The sequence below is a fragment of the Butyrivibrio proteoclasticus P6B7 genome, assembly GCF_000622085.1.
GTDB lineage: Bacteria > Bacillota > Clostridia > Lachnospirales > Lachnospiraceae > Butyrivibrio > Butyrivibrio proteoclasticus_A.
The window spans coordinates 19,091-28,015 of record NZ_JHWL01000035.1; the positions used below are offsets into that span (position 1 = coordinate 19,091).

At 41.4% G+C, this 8,925-nt stretch carries 10 protein-coding genes; 1 reads left to right on the plus strand and 9 read right to left on the minus strand.

The features are described from left to right. Positions 1-94: 94 nt before the first annotated feature. From T541_RS0115150 to metF, 9 genes are all read right to left on the minus strand, one after another. Entirely contained in the window at positions 95-616 is a 522-nt protein-coding gene (locus tag T541_RS0115150; RefSeq protein ID WP_026653487.1) for a peptidylprolyl isomerase, read from the minus strand. A 21-nt stretch (positions 617-637) separates the two neighbouring features. Next, positions 638-1,675: a hypothetical protein gene (locus tag T541_RS0115155; RefSeq protein WP_034467492.1), complete on the minus strand. Its 1,038-nt coding sequence runs from the start codon at positions 1,673-1,675 to the stop codon at positions 638-640. A gap of 172 nt (positions 1,676-1,847) precedes the next feature. Further along, the gene (locus T541_RS0115160) at positions 1,848-2,690 is read right to left on the minus strand and encodes a tetratricopeptide repeat protein (RefSeq protein ID WP_026653489.1); all 843 of its coding nucleotides are present in this window, start codon (positions 2,688-2,690) and stop codon (positions 1,848-1,850) included. Positions 2,691-2,692: 2 nt separating this feature from the next. Continuing rightward, positions 2,693-3,652, minus strand: a complete 960-nt coding sequence (locus T541_RS0115165) for a vWA domain-containing protein (protein ID WP_026653490.1) — start codon at positions 3,650-3,652, stop codon at positions 2,693-2,695. Next, the gene (locus tag T541_RS0115170) at positions 3,649-4,758 is read right to left on the minus strand and encodes a vWA domain-containing protein (RefSeq protein ID WP_026653491.1); all 1,110 of its coding nucleotides are present in this window, start codon (positions 4,756-4,758) and stop codon (positions 3,649-3,651) included. The genes T541_RS0115165 and T541_RS0115170 overlap by 4 nt, the downstream gene beginning before the upstream one ends. Further along, entirely contained in the window at positions 4,749-5,243 is a 495-nt protein-coding gene (locus T541_RS19885; RefSeq protein WP_155839546.1) for a hypothetical protein, read from the minus strand. The genes T541_RS0115170 and T541_RS19885 overlap by 10 nt, the downstream gene beginning before the upstream one ends. Further along, complete coding sequence (locus tag T541_RS0115180; RefSeq protein ID WP_026653492.1) at positions 5,209-6,108, minus strand: DUF58 domain-containing protein; 900 nt, start codon at positions 6,106-6,108, stop codon at positions 5,209-5,211. Before T541_RS0115180 ends, T541_RS19885 begins: the two co-directional genes overlap by 35 nt. 62 nt (positions 6,109-6,170) lie before the next feature. Continuing rightward, on the minus strand, positions 6,171-7,166 hold the full coding sequence (locus tag T541_RS0115185; RefSeq protein ID WP_026653493.1) for an AAA family ATPase: 996 nt from the start codon (positions 7,164-7,166) through the stop codon (positions 6,171-6,173). A 28-nt stretch (positions 7,167-7,194) separates the two neighbouring features. Continuing rightward, positions 7,195-8,058 carry a methylenetetrahydrofolate reductase [NAD(P)H] gene (gene metF, locus T541_RS0115190; RefSeq protein WP_026653494.1) on the minus strand — a complete coding sequence of 288 codons (864 nt, stop codon included), beginning with the start codon at positions 8,056-8,058 and terminating at the stop codon, positions 7,195-7,197. Between the two features lie 670 nt (positions 8,059-8,728). On the opposite strand from metF, the gene T541_RS21745 reads away from it, so the two are divergent. Beyond that, positions 8,729-8,925, plus strand: a 197-nt coding sequence (locus T541_RS21745; protein WP_026653496.1) for a hypothetical protein, incomplete at its 3' end; no start/stop codon positions are given.

The window sequence follows — 8,925 nt, forward strand, 5'->3', positions numbered from 1 at the left end:
CTCCTTTATATCCTTATTAGCAAAAACACAAATCTGCCCGTTAGGACAAATTTGTGTTTTATATTTAATGTGTCAATGTAGTGGTTAGGGGTAATTACATCTTTTCTGGTTCTGGATAGTCAACACCGAAGGTCTCAACTGTAACAGTCTTCATAACCTGGTCATTAACTGGACGATCGTTCCAGTCTGTATCTGTTGCTGCAATCTTATCAACAACATCCATGCCCTCTGTTACCTTACCAAATGCAGCATAGTCACCGTCAAGGTGTGGAGCATTCTTGTGCATGATAAAGAACTGTGAACCTGCTGAATCAGGCATCATAGATCTTGCCATTGAAAGAACTCCCGCTGTGTGCTTAAGATCATTCTTAAAGCCATTTGATGAGAACTCACCCTTGATATCATATCCTGGGCCGCCCATTCCTGAGCCCTCTGGGTCTCCACCCTGAAGCATGAAGCCACTTATTACTCTGTGGAAAATAAGTCCATCATAAAATTTCTTGTTGATAAGAGAAATGAAGTTGTTAACAGTATTAGGTGCAATCTCTGGATAGAGCTCAGCCTTTATAACATCACCATTCTCCATTGTAATAGTCACAATTGGATTCTGTGCCATTAGTTCTTTTCCTCCTAGATATTAGTTAGCCACAATAGAAACTGCGTGGTAATATTCGTCCGAGCCTCGCTCACAAACAACCTGAATATTTCTCTCTGGGAGAATTACAGGGCATCTTGAGAAGTTGGTAGCGGAATCAAGCTTGATCTGCATTGTTCCACCGCTTGTTGCAAGATACAGTGTATTCTCATTGGTCTCATAGCTTACGGTACCAGAAACAGTAATTTTACTGTTTGCATCAAGAGTAACCTCAGCTGCTGCCTTGGATGAGTTATTAACGATCTTAGAAGTGTGATTCCAAGCATCTGCGCCTCTGTAGAAATTAACAGTGATTGACTCACCTGGCATAAGAACTCTGCATCCACTTGCATCTGTTGCAAGGTCAAGGACAAATTCCATTGTACCACCACTTGTGGAAAGGTAAAGGATTGATGAAGTAGTTCCCTTTTCTACGGTACCTGTAACGCCGCCGTTTGATGATGAAGAACTTGAAGATGTAGAAGTTGAATAGCTTCCGCCCACATCAGTTATAGAAAGGGCATGCATATAGGCATCAGAGCCTCTTGCGCATACAACCTGAACAGTCTTACCAATGATCATGATCTTAACGCCGGAAACGTCTGTGTCGTCATCAATCTTAATCTGCATTGTACCATTATCAACCACAAGATACAAAAGTTCTTCTGAAGTTCCCTTTGCAATTGTGCCCTTAACGGTAGCCTGGGATGATTTATCTACAGAAACCTTTCCTGCACTTGTTGTGCCAACAAGCTTGCTGGCGTGCCAGTACTCATCGCTTGCTCTGTAGCAATATGCAGTTAAGGAATTACCTGGCAATATAAACTTGGCATTTGAAGTATCAGTATCACTGTCGATCTTGATCTCAACAGTTCCCCCACTGGTAGAAAGATAGATCTTATCGGCGGTTGTTGCATCTGAAACTGTACCAGAAAAGGTCATTTCAGCCGCCTGGATCTTAGTAGGAACAACCAGTGCTATAGTAAGCACCATAAGCATAGTGACCGCAACACTTATAAGTGATTTAAGTCTCTTAGTCATAATTATTACCCCCTCGTAACTTGACCACAAAATATTCCTATTTTCCAATATTATTATACATTATATAGTATACACGTAAAACCCCCTAAATTATAATGTTTTGAAGAAAACCATGGTTCAGGCGCAAAAAGGCAGGTGCCTTAAACACCTGCCTTTTTTAACTATATTATCATTACCAAGGATTAACAGATCCGCCGCCTTCACCGCCATCACCGTTTTCGCCGCCGTCGCCACCATTCTGTGACTGGTTACCTTCGCCTTCACTATCCTGGCCTGGTCTCTTGCCGCCGTTCTGGTTCTCCTGCTCCTGCTGCTCCTTGTTACGCTCCTGCTGTGACTTCTCGCGCTGTTTTTCCAGTTCCTTCTGTTTCTCTTTTTCCTTCTTGTCGTTATTGCTTGCGCCGCTATCCTGCTGATCTTCCTGATCCTGCTGATCCTGCTGCTGGTCCTGCTGGTCCTGCTGCTGGTCCTGCTGGTCCTGCTGCTGTTGCTGCTGATCAGGATTCTCAAGCTTCTCGATCATCTTATCAATGTCTTCCTTAAGCTGCTGTGCATCCGCATTATGACCATCGTGTCCCTCTGCAGAAGCACATCCCTTCTCTGTAAGAACATCTCTCGCCTTATAGAGAACAAAAAGAGCTGTCTGGATCTTTTCATCTGAATCAAGCTTCTGGAAATCAATTGTATTGCACATAGCAAGTGCAAGATTGATTCTGATAAGGCACTCGTCCTCTTCAGTAGGCTTGTTCTTAAGAGCGTCCTCATAGTTGGCAATCGCTGAGTTGTAATCGCCCTTCTTGTAATAAACATTACCTAAGTTGTAGTAAGGCTTGTAGCTCTCAAATATGTTCATTTTAAGGAGTTTGGATTCCTCTTCAAGATTAAAAACTCCTGCATTATAATCCTGTACAAACTTCTTGTTTATTGCCAGCTTTTTGAGAAAGATAACTGCTACTACGATAAGTGCAATGGCAATAATTGAAGTAAGAATTACTCGTAGAGGTACTTTTCTCATAATTATAGTCTCCCCCTTTTAAGTACTATCGCAAGCTCTAAGATAAGCATAAGAGCCAGTGGAATTGCGAAGATAAAATATGTATCCTTGTAGATTTCTGCGCCATCAGCCTCTTCCATAACATCAGCACTGGCTTCAAGAACGGAAGTTACAATGCTCTTAAGACCGGTATTGCTTTCGTTACAGTTAAGGTACTGAAGTCCCATCTCATCAGCCATAGCCTGGAGATTCTCTTCATCGATGTGGGAAATGGCATCCTTACCGGTGCTTGGATCATAGATATATCCTGTTCCATCATCCATCTTGCCACCTTTTTCTGTACCATAACCGATCACAGCGCCACCATCGATGTACTGTGCCAGATCTTCAAAGGACTTTCTTTCGTATAAACTGTTTACTTCTCCATCACTAATGAAGAACACGATTGTCTTTCTCTCCTCTTTTCTGTAGGAAGAAAGAACCAGTGCCTCCAGATCCTTATATGGAGTAGAGAAATCACTACCATTAGCATATCTGCTGTCTGGCTGTTCCAGGAAATCAAGCTGCATCTCAACATACTGCATATCCTGTGTGAAAGGAGAAATAACTCTTGGCTGGTTATCAAAGGTAACAAGACCAAAGTTACTACCAGCAAGCTCCTCACAGATATACTGCATATCCTTGACTGCGCCTCTCATTCTAGGCTTCTTACCATTGTAATCCTCTGCCCACATACTAAGAGTTGTATCAACAACGAAGAGTACATCCAGGTTCTTAGTGGAATACTCATACTTAGTTTCAACTGTTACTGGTCTAAGACCAATAGTAAAGGCTAAAAGATATATGATGGACAATCTAAGCAGTGTCAAAATCTTATCTTTAGTTTTGAACTTGTTCTTAATGATAACTGCGGCTGTAGCACCGAAGATTACAAAGAATATGATCACTAAGACAAGTGTAGGTAAAATAGGCTGTATCTTCATTTCTGCAACACCAATCCTGCCACGCAAGTGCATGCTAGGCAAATTAATAACACGATAAAGTAGGTCTCAGGAAGATCCTTGTTCTGCTTACTTACAACAACCTTAACAAGCATCGCTTCCTGCTTCTGAATATCTTTAACAATTTCCTCAACCGACTGGTCCTCACTTCTTACGTAGAACTTACCGCCAGTTGTCTCAACAGCGCTCTTGAATTCCTTAAGGCATGAAGAGTAGTCATACTCCTCAGGCAGGTAGAAATCCTCTTCGCTTGGGAAAACGCCGAATACTGTAACCTTGTTCTTAGCACAATACTTAGCTGCATCATCAAGGTCCATGATCTGCTTCTTAAATGCATTAAGCTCATTATCAGTACACATGATGATAACTCTTGTTCTCTCAGAATCCTCCAGGTATGGGAAGGTATAAAGAGCTGTACCAAGGCCCTCACCGACAAGAGAAGATCCCTTTGTTGAGCTGTTATAAAGAGTTCCTGCATCAAAGTAGTCAAGCTGTTCTACCAGCTCAAGATATGCTTCATAGGTCTCATCAGACATTTCTGAATAGTAGTCATATTTGTTGAGATATTTATCATATAGCTCTTTTTGCAGAGCGAAATACTCTCCAAGCTCATCCAGTCTGTCAAGGACATAGTCATAATCGTCTGTAAGAGGAACGTAGGTAACACTGGTAGTATTAAAAATACTAATTCCAAATCTGTCGCCCTGAAGGCCTCTTACCACGTTCTTAAGGTACTCAGTTATCTCTGCATTAAGCTCGTAAAGTGAATAGGAAACATCGAGACAAAGAATGATATCTCTCTTCTTAACTCCAGTCTCCACTTCCTCTGTCTTGTATGGTCTTGCGGCCAAAACAAGTGAGCCAACGATACTTAAGATAAGTGTTACAACAAGGATTATCTTGCATACAGTGTATTTAAGCACAAGCTTTTTATACAACTGTGATGACTTGATTCTCGCTGTATTTGACGCCTTGATACCGTTTTTATATGCTTCTGTCTTTTTTCTGCCAAGGATAACAAATACAAGGCTTACTATTGCCGTAAGAATAATTCCTATGACAATAATTATTCCATACATTAACTCCATGATTTGATCACTCCTGCTGCCGTATTACAGGATGAAACGAAGTCTTTCTCTTCAGCTCTCTCATCCTCTGCAAATTCCGGCACATAATACTCTTCCATAAGCTGGTCAAGATTCCTTATACCAAGAGCCTTAACCTCTTTAGCTGTATAGTTCTCAACGTTGATGCCTGTAGCTTCATGAACGAACTTTCTGATGACAACTGAAAGCTTCTGATAAGCTTCTCTTTTGCCGATTTTGTTCTGGGTATACTTGCCAAGAAGCTTCTGAAGTTCGTTGACGTACTTACCTTTAACAATATATAAGAACTGTGGTGGAAGGTTTCTAACCTTAGGTGCACCGCTTGTCTTAGGCTTTCTGTTGGCCTTGATAAGGACGATAACAGAATAAAGAACTAAGATTGCTGCGATTGCTAAAACGATTCCAGCAATCAGTGCCACCCACCAGCTATATTCAAAAACTTTTTGTAACGTAACCGTAGTTTCCATGTTTATACCTTTCAAGCAAATCAATAGTTGAACCAATTATTTCACTCTCTGAGGAAATAGTTGTGATTCCAACCTTATTACGTCTGCACATTCCTGCGACACTGTCGATAATCTCTCTTCTTGTCTGAACCTCTGCCTCTCTAAGTGCCCTGTCGTGACTAAAGAAGCTCTTTTCATAGCGGCCAAAGTCCATATCGTAAACAGAATCACCTGTAAGTGTGGCATCATCAACATGATAGATAAGAAGATCGTGGTTGGTGGTAACGCCCTTAATGACGCCTTCATCCAATGTTGCAAGACCTTCGATATCAGTGATGACAAAGATGATCATCTTCTTTTTTACTGTACTCATGATCTCACTTATGATCTCATTGAGGTTACAGTTAACATTCTTGCAGATATCCTCTTCATAGCTGTAAAGAAGCTTCTCCAAATGCTCAGGACCTGACCTGAACATGCTGATGGAAGTTCCTGTTGCTCTTGGATGAGCAAGGGCGTAATCCGCACCGTTTCTGCCTGTAATGTAGGCAACTGTACCAAAGGTAAGAACTGCAAGGTTCTTCTTGGACTCTCCGGTGGAGGTATCTCCCATCATCTTCCTTCCGCAGTCACCGATGAACATTACGTTGTGTCTACGGTCGGTCATATATTCTCTAACCAGGATTGTTCCCATTCGTGAGGATGACTTCCAGTCAATATCATGAACGTCATCACCGAAGGTGTATTCCTTAAGGTCATCGAATTCCATGCTCCTACCCTTGTGGATAGAATGGAAATCGCCATCAAGAATATTGGAGGTCTTCCTATGTGTATAAAGAGCTACTGCCCTTCTTATTCTTGATAAATACTCGTAATCAATCTGCATCTTTTTCCTCGAAATCCATTTGGCAAAAGAACTATCTCTTTATGCTCTAAAATATTTCACCATCAAGGTGTCTTAACTGAGTTAACGATTCCATCGATAACCATCTCAACTGTTACATTGTCTGCAACTGCTGAATAGTTAAGACCGATTCTGTGTCTAAGAACCTGATGTCTTACCATCTTAACGTCCTCAGGTGTTACATAAGTTCTGCCCTGCATAAGAGCAGCTGCCTTAGACATGTTAAGGAATGCGATAGAAGCACGAGGGCTGGCACCGATACGAACGTAACGTCCGATATCTGTATTCTGCATCTGGCCTGTTCTTCTTGAAGCAACGATGATACTTGAGATGTACCACTTAATTGAATCATCTACGTATACCTTGCTGGCAATATCCTGAACCTTGTCGATATCCTTGATTGTAAGTACTGGTGGATCAACTCTTGAGATTACACCAGACTCCATTCTGCTAAGGATCTCAACTTCCTCTGCAGCTGTAGGATATGTAATAACTTCCTTAATAAGGAAACGGTCTGTCTGAGCCTCTGAAAGAGGATATGTACCTTCCTGCTCGATAGGGTTCTGAGTAGCGATAACAATGAAGATATCCTCTGGCATTGAATATGTCTTACCACCGATTGTTACCTGTCTCTCCTGCATGGCCTCAAGCATGGCTGACTGTGTCTTAGCACTTGATCTGTTTACCTCATCAAGAAGTACGAAGTTAGCAAATACAGGTCCAAGGATTGTCTCGAACTTACCATTTGCCTGGTTGTAGATCTGTGTACCGATGATATCACCTGGCAAAAGGTCAGGTGTACATGTGATACGTGCAAACTTACCATCTACAGCGTCTGAAATAGCCTTAGCTGCTGTTGTCTTAGCAAGACCAGGTACTGACTCGATAAGAATATGACCATCGGCAAGGATTGAAGCGATAAGTGAGAACTTAAGCTGCTTCTGTCCTACTACCTTGGCATCAAAGTAATCAGAAAGCTTTCTGATTACGTCCTGAGCGTATTGATACTCGTTTTCGTTAATGTTATTTGGTGTGTTCATTTTCTTTTCCTCTTCCTAATATTTTGTATCATTTAATGATTGTAGCTAAATTGCGCATGATACCTGCTGCAATATCGGGTTTGTTCATTGAATAAACATGTATATGACTAACTCCATTGGAGATTAGATCTATAATCTGATCGCTGGCATATATGATTCCAGCTTCCTTCATCTTCTGAGGATCATCTGCAAATCTGTCTACCATGATCTTCATCTTCTGAGGAATTGTGGCTCCTGAAAGAGCTACGCTTCGTGAAACCTGCTTAGCATTTGTAATTGGCATGATTCCTGGAACTACAGGAACTTCAATTCCCTTTTCTCTTATTCTGTAAAGGAACTGATAAAGAGTTGAGTTGTCAAAAAACATCTGAGTTGTCAGGAAGTCGCATCCTGCATCCACCTTCTCTTTAAGGTGTTCAATATCAACTGACTGTCTCTCGCACTCCACATGTCCCTCTGGGTAACATGCACCGCCAATGCAGAAGTTCTCATCAATTGACTTAATGTCATAGATAAGCTCTGTTGCGTGGTGGTAATCCTCACAGATTCTGCCTTCCTTAGGGATATCTCCTCTAAGTGCCATGATGTTCTGGATTCCTCTTTCTTTATAAGAAGAGATCATTCCGCGAACATGCTCCTTAGTTGATGATACGCATGTAAGGTGTGCCATAACGTTAACACCGTACTTGTCCTGAAGGTCTGCTGCTATATTAACTGTATTCTTACTTGTTCCGCCGCCTGCGCCATAGGTTACACTCATGAAATCAGGCTTAAGCGCTGCAATTTCTGCTGCAGCCTTTTCAACTGCTTCGTAACCTGCGTCAGTCTTTGGTGGGAAAACTTCGAATGATAAAGTAACTTCTTTTTCTCTAAAGATATCAATGATTTTCATATTATTATCCACCTTTTTCCATACATTACTGTCAATAATACTACAAATTGTTACAAATCACTATATCATATTTAATTATCATCCGCTTATACCTAATACACAGATGAGGGGGAGGTAATGTTGCAAAAAATATCAAAAAATATTATGTGATGTTTTACAAGGATATTTCTTTTGGCATATATCATGGTTGCGGACGCCACCCTTGACCCACATAATGCATGGGGCTTATGCGTCATCACCGATGGCGATAGACTCATGAGCAGCTGATTTCCCACGCCATCAGTCTTCCCAGTGTAGCCCCATGCCTTCTGAGCATCAAGGGCAAGCCTTACGGTGGCTGGTTAGTACCTCCGGCTCCTGATCTTTGAGCAGCTGTGGCGCTGGCGTTTGGGTATAGATGCCTGTTTTAGCTTCTGTGCCCAGAGACTGCTCCGGATTTATGGGTACAAATGCTTGTTTTTGATTCTGTACCCAAAGATTTCTCCAGCGCGGAAGCATAAGTGGTAGCTTAAGCAAAATATATTGATAAATACCCCTAACATAAACAACGCAGTGGCCAATTAGAGGCAAATATGACCTGAAGCGTGAGATAATTTATGGTGAAATACCACGATAGAAAGAAAAAACTGTATTGTTAGAGGTAAATATCGTCCCTAACAAGAGGTTGTTTATGGCGAAATACCACGATAGAAAGAAAAAAACTGTATTGTTAGAGGTAAATATCGTCCCTAACAAGAGGTTGTTTATGGCGAAATACCACGATAGAAAGAAAAAAGCTGTATTGTTAGAGGTAAATATCGTCCCTAACAAGAGGTTGTTTATGGCGAAATACCACGATAGAAAGAAAAAAACTGTATCGTTAGAGGT